This window comes from Mycobacterium sp. E802 (genome assembly GCF_001666875.1).
Classification (GTDB): Bacteria; Actinomycetota; Actinomycetes; order Mycobacteriales; family Mycobacteriaceae; genus Mycobacterium.
Genome location: NZ_LZJD01000046.1, coordinates 68489 through 85354, shown reverse-complemented (window position 1 = coordinate 85354; position 16866 = coordinate 68489). Strand labels below are relative to the sequence as shown.

The 16866-nt window shown below is 65.9% G+C and carries 15 protein-coding genes; 6 read left to right on the top strand and 9 right to left on the bottom strand.

Annotated features, from left to right (window positions below):
- Positions 1-27: 27 nt before the first annotated feature.
- Positions 28-594 carry a TetR/AcrR family transcriptional regulator gene (locus A5699_RS06790; protein ID WP_082957604.1) on the top strand — a complete coding sequence of 189 codons (567 nt, stop codon included), beginning with the start codon at positions 28-30 and terminating at the stop codon, positions 592-594.
- Here A5699_RS06790 and A5699_RS06785 read toward each other — a convergent pair whose 3' ends face one another.
- Positions 595-1449, bottom strand: coding sequence for an alpha/beta fold hydrolase (locus tag A5699_RS06785; protein WP_067767268.1), 855 nt, complete (start codon positions 1447-1449; stop codon positions 595-597).
- 137 nt (positions 1450-1586) lie between these two features.
- Entirely contained in the window at positions 1587-2090 is a 504-nt protein-coding gene (locus tag A5699_RS06780) for a MarR family winged helix-turn-helix transcriptional regulator (RefSeq protein WP_231965629.1), read from the bottom strand.
- A gap of 132 nt (positions 2091-2222) precedes the next feature.
- On the opposite strand from A5699_RS06780, the gene A5699_RS06775 reads away from it, so the two are divergent.
- The 5 genes from A5699_RS06775 to A5699_RS06755 all read left to right on the top strand — a co-directional run bounded on the left by A5699_RS06775 (position 2223) and on the right by A5699_RS06755 (position 7842).
- Positions 2223-4040, top strand: a complete 1818-nt coding sequence (locus A5699_RS06775; RefSeq protein WP_067767263.1) for a glycoside hydrolase family 15 protein — start codon at positions 2223-2225, stop codon at positions 4038-4040.
- Positions 4001-5053, top strand: coding sequence for an SDR family oxidoreductase (locus A5699_RS06770; protein ID WP_067767260.1), 1053 nt, complete (start codon positions 4001-4003; stop codon positions 5051-5053). The genes A5699_RS06775 and A5699_RS06770 overlap by 40 nt, the downstream gene beginning before the upstream one ends.
- A complete protein-coding gene (locus A5699_RS06765; protein WP_067767257.1) occupies positions 5050-5490 on the top strand; it encodes a hypothetical protein in 441 nt (146 codons plus the stop codon). Before A5699_RS06770 ends, A5699_RS06765 begins: the two co-directional genes overlap by 4 nt.
- A gap of 5 nt (positions 5491-5495) precedes the next feature.
- Positions 5496-6206 carry a gluconate 2-dehydrogenase subunit 3 family protein gene (locus tag A5699_RS06760; protein WP_067767253.1) on the top strand — a complete coding sequence of 237 codons (711 nt, stop codon included), beginning with the start codon at positions 5496-5498 and terminating at the stop codon, positions 6204-6206.
- A gap of 85 nt (positions 6207-6291) precedes the next feature.
- Positions 6292-7842 (top strand): GMC family oxidoreductase, encoded by a 1551-nt coding sequence (locus A5699_RS06755; protein ID WP_231965636.1) that lies wholly within the window; start codon positions 6292-6294, stop codon positions 7840-7842.
- 35 nt (positions 7843-7877) lie between these two features.
- On the opposite strand, the gene A5699_RS06750 is transcribed toward A5699_RS06755, so the two are convergent.
- From A5699_RS06750 to A5699_RS06720, 7 genes are all read right to left on the bottom strand, one after another.
- Positions 7878-8528 (bottom strand): dihydrofolate reductase family protein, encoded by a 651-nt coding sequence (locus A5699_RS06750; protein ID WP_067767246.1) that lies wholly within the window; start codon positions 8526-8528, stop codon positions 7878-7880.
- Positions 8529-8607: 79 nt separating this feature from the next.
- A complete protein-coding gene (gene mbtM / locus A5699_RS06745) occupies positions 8608-10173 on the bottom strand; it encodes a long-chain-fatty acid--ACP ligase MbtM (protein ID WP_067767243.1) in 1566 nt (521 codons plus the stop codon).
- The gene (locus A5699_RS06740; protein ID WP_082957603.1) at positions 10170-10478 is read right to left on the bottom strand and encodes an acyl carrier protein; all 309 of its coding nucleotides are present in this window, start codon (positions 10476-10478) and stop codon (positions 10170-10172) included. The genes mbtM and A5699_RS06740 overlap by 4 nt, the downstream gene beginning before the upstream one ends.
- 67 nt (positions 10479-10545) lie before the next feature.
- A complete protein-coding gene (locus tag A5699_RS06735) occupies positions 10546-11142 on the bottom strand; it encodes a GNAT family N-acetyltransferase (protein WP_067767495.1) in 597 nt (198 codons plus the stop codon).
- 592 nt (positions 11143-11734) lie between these two features.
- Positions 11735-12535: a dihydropteroate synthase gene (folP, locus tag A5699_RS06730; protein ID WP_067767237.1), complete on the bottom strand. Its 801-nt coding sequence runs from the start codon at positions 12533-12535 to the stop codon at positions 11735-11737.
- A gap of 10 nt (positions 12536-12545) precedes the next feature.
- Positions 12546-13442 carry a mycobacterial-type methylenetetrahydrofolate reductase gene (locus A5699_RS06725; protein WP_067767491.1) on the bottom strand — a complete coding sequence of 299 codons (897 nt, stop codon included), beginning with the start codon at positions 13440-13442 and terminating at the stop codon, positions 12546-12548.
- A gap of 25 nt (positions 13443-13467) precedes the next feature.
- Positions 13468-16851, bottom strand: coding sequence for a pyruvate carboxylase (locus A5699_RS06720; RefSeq protein ID WP_067767234.1), 3384 nt, complete (start codon positions 16849-16851; stop codon positions 13468-13470).
- Positions 16852-16866: the final 15 nt, after the last annotated feature.

Genomic DNA, 16866 nt, shown 5'->3' with positions numbered 1-16866 from the left:
GGGCGACCGCGTGGCTATCATCTGCGCATGAGCACAGGCGAGCTCTCGGCTACACAGGCACGCACCCGTGGTGCGATCATCGAGGCCGCCGCAGCCGTTCTGGCCGACGATCGCACGGCAACCCTGCCTGACATAGCCAGGGCGGCCGGGGTCGGCCGCACCACGGTGCACCGCTACTTCCCCGATCGGGAGTGCCTGATCAACGAGACCATCGTCGATTCGGTACGGGTGGTGGGCGAGGCCGTCGCCGCGGCCGCACCCGAGGAGGGATGTCCGGTCGACGCGATGCGCCGGGTGATCAACGCGATGATCTCGGTCGGCAACCGGATTCTGTTCCTGTTCAACGATCCCGCGGTGACGCGCGATATGCCACCGGAGGCATTGCCGGACTCCAAGAGGCTGATCAGCCTGATCGAGCGTGGCCAGGCCGAGGGGGTGTTCGACCCGGAATCGAGTGCGTTGTGGATCGAGCACGCGCTCTTCGGCCTGGTCAACTGGGCCTGTCAGGACTCCAAGGAAGGTCTGATGCCGCGGCATGCGGCCGCCCCTGCGGTCATCCGGACGTTCGAGCGTGGCATACGGACCCGCGACTGATCACCGCGTCGCGGCGAAGTCCTCGGCGAGAAACTCCAGCAGCACCCGGTTGAACTCGTCGGTATGACTCATCGGGATGCCGTGGGGTCCGCCTTCGATGACGTGGAGACGGCTGTCGCGCAGTGCGCCGTGGGTGCGCATCCCGGAACCGGCGAACGGCACCGTGGTATCCGCGTCGCCGTGGATCACCAGACCGGGCACCGTCACCCGCGGCAGATCTTCGCGGAAGTCGGTGTTGCCGAATGCGGTCAGGCAGGCCAGCGCGGCGTTCTTACTGGCCTGCCGGCACATCGCCACCGCCTGCTGGCGTTGCTCCTCGCTGACCGCCAGTTGTCCGCCTGCAGAGAACACGTCGGTCATCATCTCGTCGTAGAACTCGTCTTGGTTCTTCGTCAGCGACAGCGCCATCTGAGCGGCCTGGGTTTTGCTCAGCGGCCCCTCGGGATTGTCCTTGGTGTGCAGCATGTACGGCGTGACCGACGACGCGAACACCACACTGCGCACGCGGGCAGTGCCTTTGCGTGCGCAGTAGCTGGCGACTTCACCGCCACCCATCGAGAATCCGACCAGCGTCGTATCGCGTAGGTCGAGTTCTTCCATCAGTGCCGACAAGTCGTCGGACAGGCTTTCGTACGTGTAACCCACCAGGGACGTGTCACTGCGCCCGAATCCGCGGCGGTCATAGGTGATGACGCGGTAGCCCGCCGATTGCAGGGCCTGGACCTGAGGAGACCAGGATTCCCCGGTCAGCGGCCAGCCGTGGATCAACACGACCGGCCGTCCCGGGCCGCCGGTGTCCTCGACGTGCAGGTCGATCGAACGAAGCAGACCGCGATAGGCGGTGACCGCCGTCATGAGCAGGATCTCCCTCCGGTCGGCTCGGTGAATGGCGCTGTCCGGATAGATAATTCAGCGGGTTGTGACGGCCGACCAGGGCAGTGCATTACCCGCACGCCGCGTGCCGAAACCTGCCGTCGGGTCGGGACCGGCGCTCATCCCGGGTCTGCCGCACCTGGGTTGTCGGTGTCGACCAGCGCACGATAGGCCGCGGTGAAGGCCGTGGCCCCGCGGAGGAGATCGTCGCGCTCGCTGTGTCCGACGACGGCGGTGACCTCGCGAAACAGCGCGACTCGATGTTCTACCAGATCCTGCAAAACGGCTCTTCCCTCGTCGGTCAGGTCCAGGCGGGTGGCGCGCCGGTTCTGCGGGGAGACACCGCGGGTGATCAGTCCGGACTCCGTGAGCCGGTCTGCCAGCCTGCTGGCCGTCGACACCGCAACCTGTAAGGCCTGGGCCAGCTCGCTCACCAGGCAGGGTCCGGTGCGTCCCAGTGACTGCAGTGCCCGCAGGGACGACAGGCCGACGCGCTTCTCGAAATGCTCAAGGGCCATGACGTTGACGGCGAGCAGGCCGCGGGTGGCGCGTTCGAGCTGTACGGCGTACTCGTCGGCGTCGTCCGTCGTACCGCGGTCTGTCAGCAAACGTTCAGCTTTCACGATCCGGCCAGTTTAGTTGCAGTTCGCAAGTTGTGCATTCCGCAGAACTTCCCGGTTTGGACAAATTCTGCCGGGGAACCCTTGCGCTATCCATCCGGCAGATCGTCCGGCAGCACCGAAGAACAGAGGGCAATGGCCAGAGTTGTTCGCGACGCGATCGAGGAACCGCATGTGTTGCGGGAGTATGCGCTGCTGGCCGACGGGCAGCGTGGGGCCCTGATCGGTCCGCGTGGCGACGTGTGCTGGATGTGCGTGCCGGGATGGGATGACGACGCGGTGTTCTCCTCCTTGATCGGCGGCCGAAGCGTTTACGCGATCACCCCGGCCGAGCAATTCGTCTGGGGCGGGCATTACGAAGAAGGCAGTCTGATCTGGCGCTCCCGGTGGGTCACCCGCGACAGCATCATCGAATGTCGCGAAGCCCTGGCCTATCCCGGTCACACCCGGCGGGCGGTTCTGCTACGTCGGCTCATGGCAGTCCGCGGGGACGCCCGGGTGGAGGCGGTGTTCTCCCCGGCGGCCGGCTTCGAACGGCGAGCCATGACACATCTGGTCCGCGATCACGACGGTCGTTGGCATGCCATGGTCGGCGAATTGCAGATGCGGCTGTCCGGACTGTCGCACGCCACGGTGTCCCGGGACAGCGGTGTCGCCCTGTGTGCCGAGCTGCAAGTGCCCGAGGGCGGCTCCCTCGACACCGTGGTCGAGTTTTCGCTGCCTGGTCCTGCCGAACCGCCTCCCGATCCCGATGCGTTGTGGCGGCGTACCGAAAACCGCTGGCGTGCCGACGTTCCCGCGTTCAGTACCAGCATCGCCGCCAGTGACGCGCGGCATTCGTACGCGGTACTCAAGGGCATGACCGCTGCCGGCGGCGGCACCGTGGCCGCGGCCACGATGAGCCTGCCCGAACGCGCCGACGCCGGACGTAATTACGACTACCGGTACGTGTGGATCCGCGATCAGTGCTACATCGGACAGGCCGCCGCTGTCGACGCCGCCCATCCTCTGCTCGACGATGCCGTCGACTTCGTGGTCCAACGGTTGTCCAGCGACGGGCCCGACCTCAAGCCGGTCTACACCGCCAACGGCGGGCCGGTGACCGACGAAAGCTCGTTACGGCTACCCGGATATCCCGGCGGTTCCGACATTCTCGGCAACCGAGCCCAGCACCAGTTCCAGCTCGACGTCTTCGGCGAGGCGCTGCTGTTGTTCGCGGCTTCGGCCCGCCACGGTCACATCGACGCCGAGCTACACCGTGCCGTCCAGACAGCCGTCGCCGCGATCGGATCGCGATGGCAACAGCCGGATGCCGGTGTCTGGGAGACCGAAACGCGGCGGTGGACCCATTCCCGGCTGACGTGCGTGGCCGGGCTACGTGCCATCGCACCGTTCATCCCGTCCCCCGAAGCCGCCGCCGCCGAGTCGCTGGCCGACACCATTCTTGCCAGCACTGCCGACTGTCGGCACCCGAGCGGCCGTTGGCAACGCGCGCCCGACGACCCACGCGTCGACGCGGCGCTGCTGGTCGCCGCGATCCGCGGCGCCGTCCCTGCCGACGATCCGCTCAGCGTCGGCACCGTGGGCGCCGTCGGCGCCGAGCTCACCGACGACGGCTTCGTCTACCGCTTCCGCCACGACGACCGGCCGCTGGGGGCCGCCGAGGGCGCATTTGTGTTGTGCGGCTTCTGGTCTGCCCTGGCCAACCATCAGCTGGGCAACGAGGTGGCCGCCGTCCGCCACTTCGAGCGAAACCGTGCGGTCGGGGGGCCACCGGCGTTGTTGTGCGAGGAATTCGACGTGGTGGAACGTCAACTTCGCGGCAACATCCCACAGGCATTCGCCCACGCACTTCTCATCGAAGCCTCACTACGGCTGGCCGACAGGCCGGCCACTCACCGAAAGGAGTCGCCGTGTCCACCAGATCATCTCGATCACCCCGCACCGTCGTAATCACGGGGGCCAGCGGCGGCATCGGACGCGCCGCAGCGCGGGCATTCGGGTCCCGCGGGGATCGTGTCGCACTGCTGGCGCGCGGCGCCGCAGGCCTGGCAGCCGCCGCCGAGGAAGTCCACAAGGCCGGCGGCCAAGCCATTCAGGTGATCACCGATGTCGCCGACCCGGATCAGGTCGACGCGGCCGCCACCGAAGTCGAAGAGACGTTCGGGCCCATCGACGTCTGGGTCAACGACGCGTTCTCTTCGGTGTTCGCGCCGTTCGCCACCATCACTCCCGAGGAGTTCCGGCGAGTCACCGAGGTGACCTACCTGGGTTTCGTATACGGCACCATGTCCGCGCTGGCTCGCATGCGTCCCCGCGACGCAGGCACCATCATTCAGGTCGGCTCGGCTCTGGGTTTTCGGTCGATTCCGCTGCAGTCGGCATACTGCGGCGCCAAGCACGCCATCAACGGTTTCACCGAGTCGTTGCGCGTCGAGCTCCTGCACGAAGGCAGCAACGTCCACGTCACCGTGGTGCAGATGCCGGCCGTGAACACCCCGCAGTTCTCCTGGGTGCGCTCGCGACTGCCGCGCCGGCCACAACCGGTTCCGCCCATCTACCAACCCGAGATCGCAGCCAAGGCAATCACTTTCGCTGCCGATCACCCGACCCGGAAAGAGTACTGGGTCGGGCTCAGCACGGCGGCCACGATCGTCGGCCAGCGGTTGATGCCCTCGGTGCTGGACAGATATCTGGCCAGAACCGGTTACGACAGCCAACAGACCGACGAACCCGCCGACGACCAGCGACCGGACAACCTGTTCTCCCCACTGGACGGCGACGCCGGAACCGACCATGGCGCGCACGGAGTCTTCGACGACCGGTCACACCGCCACTCACCGCAACAGTGGCTCCGCCAGCACGCGGCCCCGGTCGGCGCCACGGCAGCCGGCGCGGTCGCGATGGCCGCGGCCGGCTGGAACCTCCGCCACGCCAACGAATCCCAAGATAAGGACCCGTCATGAATCCCGTCAGAGCCGCCGTGCGGGCGATCCGCACCGGACGCTTCGAACGAACGCTGTCGGCACTCACCGCCGCCGGTGCGGCCATCACCACCGCCGAGATCTACCTGTCCCACGATGCCGCCAGCTTCGGCAACCGGATGATGTACTGGCCGGTCGTCATCGTGCCGACCGCCGTTCCCGCCGGGGTGGCGTCGTTCCTCTCCGCCCGCGCCGCACACACCGTGCTGCCCGCCGCCAGTGTGCTGATCATCGCCAACGGTCTGCAGGGGACATATCTGCACCTGCGTGGTGTCCGGCAACGGCCGGGTGGGTTGACGAAATACAACATGGAGTCCGGTCCGCCGACGTTCGCTCCCCTGCTCGCCTCGCTGGTAGGTGGCATGGGCCTGCTGGCCGCGGTGCTGCGCCGCGAGCAATTCCCGAGCGAAGGTGGTTGAGGCTGATGTGGTTTCGTACGACGGAACACCAGGGCGTAACCCCGCAGGGTCGGGGCAGGTTCGCCGGATTCGATGTGTTGGCCCGGGCCGACGACTGGGATCAGGTGACAGCCGGAGCCGTGCTGTCCCGGCTGGCGCTGCCTGCGAGCCTGGCCTTCTTCACCCCGGCGGAGGTCGGGGTGGCCAAACCGATGTTGGATCTGCTGCTGGCCCAGGACGGTGAACCGCGGGTGCCGGTGCTGGCCATGATCGACGCGCGGCTGGCGACCGACGAAACCGACGGCTGGCACTACGACGACATGCCCGAGGACCGGCAGGCCTGGCGCGACAGCCTGGCCGGCCTCGATGCCGACGCCCACATGCGTTATCGGGCCGGTTTCGCCGAACTCGACGACCACCGCCAGGCCCGGCTGCTCCAGGACGTCCAGGATCTGGCCCACCGCGGTGAGACGTGGCACGGCACCTCCGCGGGCCATGTCTGGAGTTTGTGGACCCGATTCGCGTGCACGGCCTTCTACTCACATCCGTGGGCCTGGAACGAGATGGGCTTCCCCGGCCCGGCCTACCCGCGCGGTTATCTCAACCCCGGCATCAACGCCCGCGAACAATTCGAGGTGGGTGACCATCGGCCCGCCGATCCGGTGCCGTTCGCGGTGCGCGTCGAGCGGGCCCGCCGTCTCGACGACGACCTGCCCGACCGGAGTACCGATGGATAGCTTGGCGGCGGTGCGCCGCCGCAACGCCTCGGCGTGGCTGATTCCCAACGACGGGTCGCGCACCAACCACCGGTTGAGGGCCGATATGCGCCGCTACCAGGCGGACGACGAGGTCGATGTGGTGATCGTCGGCGCCGGGGCGGGTGGTGCGACGCTGGGTCAACGCCTGGCCCGCGCCGGATGGTCCGTGGTGCTCATCGACGCGGGCCCATTCTGGAACCCCGATACCGACTGGGTCAGTGATGAACGCGGGTCGCACGGTCTGTATTGGACCGACCCGCGTCAGATCGGTGGCGCCGACCCGGTTCCGTTGGGCTCGAACAACTCTGGCCGTGGCGTGGGTGGATCGATGGTGCACTACGCCGGTTACACGCCCCGGTTCCACCCGTCCGACTTCCACACCCACAGTCTTGACGGAGTCGGCGCCGACTGGCCGATCGACTATGACGACCTGCGCAGCTACTACGAGCAGATCGAGGCGGAATTGCCGGTGGCCGGCCAGGATTGGCCGTGGGGTGACCCCCACAGTTATCCGCACCGCCCGCATCCGGTCAGCGGCAACGGCTTGGTGGCGCTGCGCGGAGCCCGTGCCCTGGGCATCGACATGCGAGTGGGTCCGGTGGCGATTCCCAACGGACGCTTCGGGAACCGGCCACACTGCATCTACCGTGGCTTCTGCATCCAGGGCTGCAAGGTCAACGCCAAGGCCAGCCCGTTGATCACCCATATCCCGGACGCCCTGGCCCACGGTGCCGAGATCCGGCCCGACAGCCATGTCACCCGGATCCTGGTGGACGACCGGCAGCGCCGGGCAACCGGCGTGGAATACCTGCACGACGGCACCCGGCACCGGCAGCGCGCCCGGGCGGTGGTGGTCGCCGGCTACGCCATCGAAACTCCTCGGCTGCTGCTGCTTTCGGCGACATCCGGGTACCCCGAGGGGCTGGGCAACGACCACGACCACGTCGGACGCCACGTAATGGTGCAGGGCGCTCCACAGGTGGCCGGACGCTTCGAAGACGAGATCAGGATGTACAAGGCACCGCCGCCGGAAGCCAGCACCGAGCAGTTCTACGAGACCGATCCGACCAAGCCCTACCGCCGCGGGTTCTCCATCCAGAACGTCAGCCCCTTGCCGATAACCTGGTCTGAACATGTGGCCGCACAGGGGCATTGGGGGAAGACGCTGCGCGAGTACATGCGTGACTACGTGCATTGGGCCACCCTGGGCGCGCTGTGCGAGTTGCTACCTCAGCCGGACAACCGGGTGACCCTATCGGATGAGAAAGACCGCCACGACCTTCCGGTGGCGCATTTCAGCTACAGCCAGTGCGACAACGACAAGAAGCTGATCGCCGCGGCATCCGAGGTGATGTCCGACATGCTGCGCGCGGCCGGCGCGGAGGAAGTCATCACCATCGAACGCTATGCCCATCTGGTGGGCGGTGCCCGGATGGCCTCCCGGCCCGAGGACGGCGTCATCGATCCCGAACATCGGGTGTTCGGGGTGGACCGGCTCTACGTCGTGGACGGCAGCGTGATGCCGACGCAGGGGGCGGCCAACCCGGCCCTGACCATCATGGCGTTGGCCGCGCGGGCAGCCGACCTGATGGTCGAGCATGCCGCGCACTCGTGACGAAGAGCTCCAAAAGGCAGGCCCGGCCGGCGCGGTCACCTGCGCCAGAACAGATGATGGGTGACCGCGCCGCCGGGGCTCGGGACCACATCGTGGTGGAACCGGTCGTCGAGTTCATCGGGCGACTCCCACAGTCGCGACCCGCTTCCCAGCTCGACCGGCGACACCGCGACATGCAGGGTGTCGATCAGGTCGGCGTCGAGAAACTCCCGGATGGTGCTCTCTCCCCCACCCAACCGCACGTCCTTGCCCTGCGCGGCGGCCCGAGCCTGCTCCAGCACGGTCGCCGGATCCGCGTCGACGAAATAGAACGTGGTGTCGGATAAGCGCAACGAGGGCCGCTCGTGGTGGGTCAACACGAACACCGGCGTGTGAAACGGCGGCTCCTCGCCCCACCAGCCCTGCCAGTCGGCGTGATTCTCCCACGGCCCACGGTAGGGACTGAACTTGTTGCGGCCCATGATCTCGGCGCCGATGTTGTGGTGAAAGTCCCGGGTCAGATAATCGTCCAGGCCGCGGCTCCCGCCAGGCTCCGTCCGGTTGGGCCAGCTGGCCGTGGCGCCGGCCCAAGCGAACATCGTCCCGGGATCGGCGTGACCGAACGGGCGCTCAAAGCTCTGGTTCTCACCGGCGCCGTATCCGTCGCCGGAGACGTTGAAGTTCTGGACTTTGAGCAGTTGGGCCACGTTGTCTCTCCCGTTCGGTCAGCAGTGGATGCTGATTGGACTCGGGACGAGGGTAAAACTCATCGCTCGGACCAGGCGGCTACCGCGCGGCCTCCAGTTGGCGACGGACCTCGAGCCGCCGGAGCTTTCCTGACGACGTACGAGGCAACGATCCCGGCGACATCAGCACGACGTCGGCGGGCGTGACACCGCACACCGACACCACCCGCCGGATGACGGCACTGCGAGTGGCGTCCTGTTCGGTCCCGATGAACTCCGCCGCCACCAGCAGACGCGATTGTGCAGCACCGGATTCCGTGCCGACAGCGACGACCGCTCCCTCACGGACACCGTCCACCTCGCCGACCACCTGCTCGATCTCGGTGGGAAAGATGTTGCGGCCGGCGATCGTGATGATCTCCTTGGAACGCCCACAGATCACCAGTGCACCGTCGACGAGGTAACCGATATCGCCGGTCGGGAACCACTGGCCGTTGCTGCAGGCATCGGCGGGGGGATCCCCCAGGTACGACGTCATCATCGATGAGCCCCGGATCTCGACTTCGCCGGCCGTGCCGGACTCGTCGTGCGGAGACGGGACGATGCGGACCTCCATGCCCGGCACCGGACGGCCCAGCAGCGCGTAGCGCCGGCCGGTGTCGGCGGCGTCCGGAATGTCGATGCGCAGACCCTCCCCTGGTGCTGGAATGGTCACCGCGCACGTCGACTCGGCCATGCCGTAGGAGGGCGCCATCGCTCCCGGATTGAAACCGAACCGGCTCATGCCGATGGCAAAACGATCGACACCGGCACAATCGACGGGTTCACCCCCGTTGATCGCGATCCGCACCGCGCCGAGGTCGACATCGGAGACGCGGTTGGAGAACCGGCCGAGCACCGAGTATCCGAAATTCGGCCCGGCAGTGAAGGTCGCCGACGATTCGGACAGCCACTCGGCCCATCGCAGCGGCGCTGCCGAGAAGGCGCCCGTCGGCGCGAGCCACAGCGGCATACCGGACATCGTGGACGCCAACACCATCGCCAGGCCCATGTCGTGATAGATCGGCAACCACGTACACCCGACATCGTTGCGACTCAGGGACAATCGTTGCGTCACCGCCAGAAGGTTGTTGAGCACAGCCTCGGGTGTCAACACCGCCGTGCGCGGGGTGCCGGTGGATCCGGCTGTGCCCTGCAGGATGGCCACGTCTGCGCTGTCGGGATACCGCAGTTGCGTCGAGTTCGGTGTGCGTGCGGCGTCGGCGACATCGCAGACGGTCAGCGAAGAGCCTGCATCCCGCAGCAGCTGCAGGGTGGCGCCGTAACTGAACACCGTTGTCACGCCGATGCTGCTGAACCGCGACAACGTCGCGCGCGCCCACTCCGACGGTTCGGCGCCGCGCTGGGGACGCGGAAGGATGGACACCCCGGCACCCGCCAGCCACGAACCCTGAATGGCGGCAATCAATTCCAGCGTGGGTTCGCCAACCAGCCCCACTGCGCCGGGCTGGTCCCGGTTGAGCAGGTAGGCCGCAATGTGCTCGGCGGTCCCGTGCACCTCGGGCCACGGACGGCGCTGCCAGCTGTCGCTGTCACGATCCAGGACCACCAGGTCGTGCGGCGAGCCGACCATCGCCTCCCGCAGCGCGCCTGCGAGCGGGTTCACGCTGCGCTCCTGCGGTCGATCACGGACTGCAGATCGCCGACGGTACGGCAGGTGATGAGGTCTTCCTCGCTGAGCTGAACACCGAACTTCTCCTCGATGGTCACCAGGCCCACCGCGAACGAAACCGAATCCATCCCGAGGTCGTCGACGAGACGTGTACTGGCACTGAGTGACTGACATGGCAGTTCGAGATCGTCGCGCAGGATCGAAATCAGCCCGTCGGTCACAGTGGGCGATGTGGATGAATTGGTAGCGGTCATATGTGAGTAACCGGCTGGTCGACGGGACCCAGCCTCACCTTTCATTTGCGGTATCGGGTCAATTGATTCGATTGCAACCGACTGTCGGTCAGCCGGATTGACGATTTGGTACTCAGGTCATCCATTTGCGGGCGGTATACCGGTCGAGTTGGTAGAGCGCCATCCTGCGGTTGGACATCTCGTGCTCGCCGAGGAAGCGGCACCCGGCGAACTCACACAATCCACGCACCGTGGTGTTGCGGTGATCCGGGTCGAACATGATCCGCTCACAGTCAGGGTCGGCGGCCAAGACGCTGGCGACGATCTTGGGCAGCAGCATCGGGCCGAGACCCCGATTGACCAGCTCCTCGTCGGCGATTGCACCGTGCAGACCCAGATCGTGCGGCTCACTGTCATACCGGTCGGCAATGGAATCTTTGGCGGCACGGTAGATTTCGAGGTAGCCACGGTCGACTCCACCGATGCTCAGAATGAGCGGCAGCGAATAATCGCCCTCCACCTGCGCTTTCAGATGGCGGCGCCAGCGCCCGACCGGCCAGTCGTACTCCCAGGTCTCGGCCAGGTGCGGCCGATTCATCCACTCGGCGATCAGGGCAGCGTCGCTGTCCGTGGCCACCCGAATCGCGCTTGGCCGCAACAGTTGTGGAACCGGCGGAGGCGGGGTGCGCCGTACGGCATCGGAAACGTTCTTCAGCTCCCGGGGAAGCACCGGGTACTCCGTCGGGTGGTTGTCGCTGCGCGTCAGAGATTCGGCCACGGAGCCCTCCACCCGGGATGGCGCGTCGGTCACGCCGTGCGCTGCATTCGAGGGAATGCCTCACCAGTTGCGCTGTGCTGCAGCACTTCATCGCACGTCAAATGCCATCCCCCTATGTCCGGCACAGGCCGGGGCGCGCCACCCATGTGTGTGCGGCACACCCCGACCCGCAGCCTCCTCAGATCAGCGAGGGTGACATTAACCAATACTTTTCCGGCGGTGGGGAGTCCCTTTCGGTACACAGGCCGGCCTCTGATGAAACCCAAAACAACCGTCAATATTCAAAACGGTTTCAAAAATGCAGTACAACAGCCCTTTTCACAGCCGCTGGATGCACTACGCGCTTCAGATCGAGGCGGGCATGCCTCGGCCGGCAGGAGACGTGAAATGCGACGAGATCGAGTCACTTCCGCGAATGCTGTTGCGAAGCAGGCGGGCCGGTTGTGGTCGACTTTCTCCGCCGAAAGGCTCGTCTCAGCCAATTCCCAACCGGCGCAGCCGCACCATATGTGGGCTATCCCACACTCTGCGGGCTGATCCGGCGTCACGGTGCCGGCGGTGGGCCCCAGATCGCCTGCAGCATTGCGATCGTGTCCAGTGTCTCGGCGACATCATGAACTCGCATGACATCGACGCCGGCCGACCATGCGGGCGCGACAACGGCCAGCGATCCCGCCAGTCGGCCGTCAACGGCGCGTCCAGTGACGTTGCCGACGAACGATTTTCGGCTCACTCCGAGCAACACCGGAAAACCGTGATTGCAGAGCTCAGGAAGCCGGCGCAGCAATTCCAGGTTATGCCGAGGGGATTTGCCGAATCCGATGCCTGGGTCGATCCACACCGGAGCGGCGCCGCCGGCGGCAGCCGCCTGCGCGACCCCGGTGACAAGGGACGTCACTGCGCTGACCACGTCCTCGTACTCCGGGACCACTTCGGCCAGCACCGGCACTGTGTGCGCGTGCATGCTCACATAGCCGACGCCGAGCCGGCCGGCAACGTCGCCAAGTTTGCCCGAGACGTCGTTGATGATGCCGGCACCGGCCAGCACCGCCCCTTCGGCCACCTCGCGATTGCGGGTGTCCACCGACACCGTGCCCAGGTGGGCAAGTGCAGCGACGACTGGAAGCACGCGGTTGCGCTCTTCGTCGATCGACACCGGCGTTGCCCCCGGGCGAGTGGATTCCCCACCCACGTCAACCGCCCACGCCCCGGCTTCGAACATCCTTCGCCCCGCCGCGATCGCCAACGCGGTGACATCGAACCTGCTTTCGACCCAGAAAGAGTCGGGAGTGGCGTTCAGCACCCCCATCACCTTCATCTGGCCGGGATTGGACCGCCCGTTCATCACGGTCTGATCAGGCAGACAGTTCCGGCGACCAATACGCCAGCATCTCCGCAAACGTTTCGAAAGCCGGTCTCGAAACACCATAGGGCGCTTCAAAATGCACGCTCAACGGGAAGCCGAGGTCCACCATCCCGTCGATCACCCGCTTGTAGAGGTCAACCAGCGCTCTGCGTTTGGCGTCGGGCTCACTGGTGGCGAGTTGCCGAACAAAGGCCTGCTCCCGAGCAACGGCCTCATTGCCCGGGTCCTGGATCAGCCAATCGATGAGGCCCACCTTGCTCTCCAGCTTCGGCACGAAACCGAACGACAGCAGAACCTCTGGCCGGTGGTCGCTTTCCAGGGCGTATCGCTGCAGAAACTCGACCACCGCATCGGAGTACAGCAGCTGCGTCATGGCGAACGTGGCGCCCTGATCGCATTTGAAAGTGAAGCGACCCTGCTCGGCATCGCGGGTCGGGATCAGGATCACCCCGCGGTTCTCGACAAGGCTGTCGAACTTGGCCAGTGCGTCAGTCGGCGTGACGCCGGAGCCTTCACCGTCGCTCATTGTGCGCGGCACACCGACGAAGATCACGCCGTCGAAACCCGCCGCGCTCAAGTCCGTCAGCCGATCCCGCAACACGGCCTCGTCGGAGAACGACGTGACCTGTGTGCACAAGCCACGCACACCCGGAAGCTCTGTTTGGATCGCCTGCCAGTAATCCAGAACGTCCATCTTGGGCTTCATCTCTATTGGGCGGTCACCATCCTCGGTGATCATCGCCGGGAGCATGACGTGCCCGAGACGTCCTGCCATGCCGCTCTCCGCGGAGAGCCGCGCCACCTTTTGCGCCTCCTCCAAAGCGTGGTCGACTCCGAGGTCGATGTTGGGTGGCACCAACTCGAGCGCGACGGTGTTCAAGGGCACACGTACCTCCAAAGCAGCCACCGCACTATCCGACGACGACCAGGAGATCGCCACCTTCAACCTGAGCGGTCTGCGCGACCGCGATTCTGTTGACCGTGCCGGATCCAGGCGCGGTGATGGCTGCTTCCATCTTCATGGCCTCGATGGTCGCGATGGACTGGCCGGCTTCGACCACCTGGCCCTCGACGACATTGACCGAAACCACGCCTGCGAAGGGCGCACCAACATGGGCAGAGTTGTTCCGGTCGGCCTTCTCGGCGGCCGGGACCTCGCTGGCAATGCTGCGGTCGCGCACCACGATGGGCCGCAGCTGTCCATTGAGGATGCACATCACGGTGCGCATTCCCCGCTCATCGGATTCTGAGATCGCCTCGAGCCCGATCAGCAATTCGACACCGGGATCCAGTTTGACCCGATGTTCCTCGCCGTGGCGCAGACCGTAGAAGAACTGATTGGCGCTCAATCGTGAAGTGTCACCGTACTCGTCGCGATGCGCCTCGAACTCTGCCGTGGGGCCGGGGAACAACAACCGATTGAGAGCCGCCTGCCGTTTGGGTCCCGGTGCGGCCAATAAGGTTTCATCCTCAGCGGACAGATCCTGGACTGACTGAGCCGGGCCCCGACCATCGAGCGCTTTGGTGCGCAGGGGTTCCGGCCATCCTCCGGCAGGATCTCCGAGTTCGCCCCGCAGGAACCCGATCACGCTGTCCGGAATGTCGTAGCGAGCCGGGTCGGCGGCGAATTCCTCGGCGCCCACGCCCGCGCCGACAAAGGACAAGGCGAGGTCGCCCACCACTTTGCTCGACGGGGTGACTTTCACCAACCGGCCCAACATCCGGTCAGCAGCAGCGTAATTCGCTTCGATGTCCTCGAAGCGGTCACCAAGGCCCAGAGCAATGGCCTGTTGCCGCAGGTTACTCAGCTGTCCCCCGGGGATCTCGTGGGTGTAGACCCGCCCTGTGGGTGCCGGCAACCCCGATTCGAACGGCGCGTAGACACGGCGCAGCGCCTCCCAGTACGGCTCAAGGTCGCACACGGCGTCCAGAGACAATCCCGTGTCGAACTGGCTGTGCGCGGCGGCAGCCACGATCGAGGACAACGACGGCTGACTTGTGGTGCCGGCCAACGGGGCTGCGGCACCGTCGACGGCATCGGCCCCGGCGTTCCACGCCGCGACATAGGTGGCCAGTTGTCCACCCGGGGTGTCGTGGGTGTGCACGTGCACCGGCAGATCGAACCGTGATTTCAGAGCGCTCACCAGCGTGGCCGCGGCAGGTGCGCGCAGCAGCCCGGCCATGTCCTTGATGGCCAGCACATGCGCTCCGGCCTCGATGATCTCCTCAGCCAACCGTAGGTAGTAGTCGAGCGTGTACAGACGTTCGCCAGGGTCGGAGAGGTCGCCGGTGTACGACATCGCGACTTCTGCAATGGTCGTGCCGGTGTCGCGGACTGCATCGATGGCCGGACGCATCGAGTCCACGTTGTTGAGCGCGTCGAAAATCCGGAAGATGTCGATCCCGGTCGCCGCTGCTTCATCGACGAATGCACGCGTCACTGTCTCCGGATATGGCGTATAGCCCACGGTGTTGCGGCCACGCAACAACATCTGCAGGCAGATGTTTGGCAGCGCCTCGCGCAACGCCGCCAGCCGCTCCCACGGATCCTGCTTGAGGAACCGCAGGGCGACGTCGTAGGTCGCACCGCCCCAGCATTCGACGGACAGCAGCTGCGGCATCATCCGCGCGATGTAGGGCGCGACGCGTATCAGGCCGCTGGTGCGCACCCGGGTGGCCAGCAGGGATTGATGTGCATCGCGAAAAGTGGTGTCGGTTACCCCAATGGCCTTACTGCTCCGCAGCCAGGTGGCGAAACCTTCGGGACCGAGTTCAGCCAACCGCTGCTTGGTGCCTGCGGGCGCAGGCAAGGTCAAATCGCACTCAGGCAGCTTGTCGCGCGGATAGACCGCCGACGGTCGCGGGCCGTGCGGCTGGTTGACCGTCACATCTGCCAGATAGTTGAGGATCTTGGTGCCACGATCCGCACTACCGCGTGCGGTGAGCAGCTGGGGTCGTTGCTCGATGAACGACGTCGTCACCCGCCCTGCGATGAAATCCGGATCGTCGAGGACGGCAGCCAGGAACGGGATGTTGGTTGCCACTCCGCGAATCCGGAATTCGGCGACCGCGCGACGGGCGCGCGCCACCGCCGTCGGGAAGTCACGCCCGCGGCAGGTCAGCTTCACCAGCATCGAATCGAAATGCGCGGCCACCTCGGCGCCGAGGTTGGTGCCACCATCAAGTCGTACCCCGGCACCGCCGGGTGACCGATAGCCCGTGATGCGTCCGGTGTCAGGGCGGAAACCGTTGGTCGGATCCTCGGTGGTGATCCGGCATTGCAGGGCGGCCCCGCGAATCTTCAAGGCGTCCTGGGTTAGTCCGAGATCGGCCAGTGATTCACCTCCGGCGATCCGCAGCTGACTCGATACCAGGTCCACATCGGTGATCTCCTCGGTCACCGTGTGTTCGACCTGAATCCGGGGATTGCACTCGATGAAGACATGTTGGCCCCGATCATCGAGCAGAAACTCGATTGTGCCCGCACAGGAGTACCCGATCTGGCGAGCGAACGCGACGGCATCAGCGCAGATTCGTTCCCGCAGAGCGTGATCCAGGTTGGGCGCTGGCGCCAGCTCGATCACCTTCTGGTGTCGTCGCTGCAGGCTGCAGTCGCGCTCGAAAAGGTGGATGACGTTGCCCTGGGTGTCGGCCAGGATCTGCACCTCGATATGCCGCGGGTTGATCACGGCCTGCTCAAGGAAAACGGTGGGATCGCCGAACGCGGACTGAGCTTCCCGGCTGGCCGCCTCGATGGCTTCGCGAAGATCGGCCGGTTCGTTGACTCGCCGCATGCCCCGACCGCCGCCACCGGCAACGGCTTTCACGAATACCGGGAAAGTCATCGATGCCGCTGCGGTCAGCAATTCCTCGACCGAACTCGACGGGGCCGACGACGCCAGCACCGGCAGGCCGGCCTTGCGGGCCTCGGCGATGGCGCGCGCCTTGTTCCCGGTCAGCTCCAGCACATCGGCCGAGGGGCCGACAAATGTGATTCCCGCTCGCTCGCATGCCCGTGCCAGCTCGGGATTCTCGGACAGAAATCCGTACCCGGGATAGATCGCATCCGCGCCCGCCTTCAGGGCAACCCGGATGATCTCGTCGACCGACAGATAGGCGCGGACCGGATGGCCTTCGTCACCGATCTGATATGACTCGTCCGCCTTGAGCCGATGCTGAGAATTTCGGTCCTCGTAGGGATAGACGGCCACCGTCGAGAGGCCGAGTTCGTATGCCGCGCGAAATGCGCGGATCGCGATCTCGCCGCGGTTGGCGACCAGAACCTTGTCGACCACAGTTTCCTTTCAGAG